Origin of the sequence: Pseudomonas sp. NPDC087817 (assembly GCF_044742875.1) — a bacterium.
GTDB lineage: Bacteria > Pseudomonadota > Gammaproteobacteria > Pseudomonadales > Pseudomonadaceae > Aquipseudomonas.
Genome location: NZ_JBIUVJ010000167.1, coordinates 1 through 1,958, shown reverse-complemented (window position 1 = coordinate 1,958; position 1,958 = coordinate 1). Strand labels below are relative to the sequence as shown.

At 58.0% G+C, this 1,958-nt stretch carries 1 protein-coding gene; it reads left to right on the top strand.

Features of this window, described 5'->3' with window-relative positions; genetic code table 11:
- Positions 1 to 1,958, top strand: a 1,958-nt coding sequence (gene fadB / locus ACIONG_RS30425) for a fatty acid oxidation complex subunit alpha FadB (protein WP_401304733.1), incomplete at both ends; no start/stop codon positions are given.

The following is a 1,958-nucleotide window of genomic DNA, read 5'->3' as shown; positions in this document are numbered from 1 at the left end:
CGAAGCGGCGAAGTTGATGAGCATTTCGCTGGCCGAGCCGAGGGTTTCGCTGGCGTTCGCGAGCATAGCAGTGGCAAGGACGTGTTCATCGTCGGCGCCGACATCACCGAATTTGTCGACAACTTCAAGCTGCCGGATGCCGAGCTGGTTGCTGGCAATCTCGAAGCCAACAAGATCTTCAGCGATTTCGAAGACCTCAACGTTCCGACAGTAGCCGCGATCAACGGCATTGCTCTCGGTGGTGGTCTGGAAATGTGCCTGGCGGCTGACTATCGCGTCATGTCGACCAAGGCCAAGATCGGTCTGCCGGAAGTCAAACTGGGCATCTACCCAGGCTTCGGCGGCACCGTGCGTCTACCGCGTCTGATCGGTGTCGACAACGCCATCGAATGGATTGCCGCCGGCAAGGAAAACCGCCCTGAAGACGCCCTGAAAGTCAGCGCCGTCGACGCCGTGGTTGCTCCTGAGAAGCTGCAGGAAGCTGCCCTGGAACTGATCAAGCGCGCTATCTCCGGCGAGTTCGACTTCAAGGCCAAGCGTCAGCCGAAACTTGAAAAACTCAAGCTGAACGCCATTGAACAGATGATGGCTTTCGAAACCGCCAAAGGTTTCGTCGCCGGTCAAGCTGGCCCGAACTACCCGGCGCCGGTTGAAGCAATCAAGACCATCCAGAAAGCCGCGAACTTCGGTCGTGACAAGGCGCTGGAAATCGAAGCTGCAGGTTTCGTCAAGCTGGCCAAGACCTCTGCCGCGCAGAGCTTGATCGGCCTGTTCCTGAATGATCAGGAACTGAAGAAAAAGGCCAAGGCCTACGACGAAATCGCCAAAGACGTGAAGCAGGCCGCTGTGCTTGGTGCTGGCATCATGGGTGGCGGTATCGCCTACCAGTCTGCCTCCAAAGGCACGCCGATCCTGATGAAGGACATCAACGAGCACGGTATCGAGCAGGGTCTGGCCGAAGCTGCCAAGCTGCTGGTTGGCCGCGTTGATAAAGGTCGCATGACCGCTGCGAAAATGGCTGAAGTGCTCAACGGCATTCGTCCGACCCTGTCCTACGGCGACTTCGGTCACGTTGATCTGGTTGTCGAAGCTGTGGTCGAGAACCCGAAGGTAAAGCAAGCCGTACTGGCTGAAGTCGAAGCCCAGGTCAAAGAGGACACCATCCTCGCGTCCAACACCTCGACCATTTCCATCAGCTTGCTGGCCAAGGCCCTCAAGCGTCCGGAAAACTTCGTCGGCATGCACTTCTTCAACCCGGTGCACATGATGCCGCTGGTGGAAGTGATCCGTGGCGAGAAGTCCAGTGAGCTGGCCGTTGCCACCACTGTTGCTTACGCCAAGAAAATGGGCAAGAACCCGATCGTCGTCAATGACTGCCCGGGCTTCCTGGTCAACCGCGTGCTGTTCCCGTACTTCGGCGGTTTCGCCAAACTGGTCAGCGCCGGTGTCGACTTCGTCCGTATCGACAAAGTCATGGAAAAATTCGGCTGGCCAATGGGCCCGGCATACCTGATGGACGTGGTCGGCATCGACACCGGTCACCACGGTCGTGACGTGATGGCTGAAGGCTTCCCGGATCGCATGAAAGATGACCGTCGCTCGGCCATCGACGTGCTTTACGAAGCCAAGCGCCTGGGCCAGAAGAACGGCAAGGGCTTCTATGCCTACGAGGCCGACAAGAAAGGCAAGCAGAAGAAGGTTGCCGATCCGTCGGTGCTGGAAGTGCTCAAGCCGATCGTTTACGAGCAACGCGAAGTCACCGACGAAGACATCATCAACTGGATGATGATCCCGCTGTGCCTGGAAACCGTGCGTTGCCTGGAAGACGGCATCGTTGAAACTGCCGCCGAAGCCGACATGGGTCTGGTCTACGGTATCGGTTTCCCTCCATTCCGTGGCGGTGCACTGCGCTACATCGATTCGATCGGTGTTGCCGAGTTCGTTGCCCTGGCTGACCA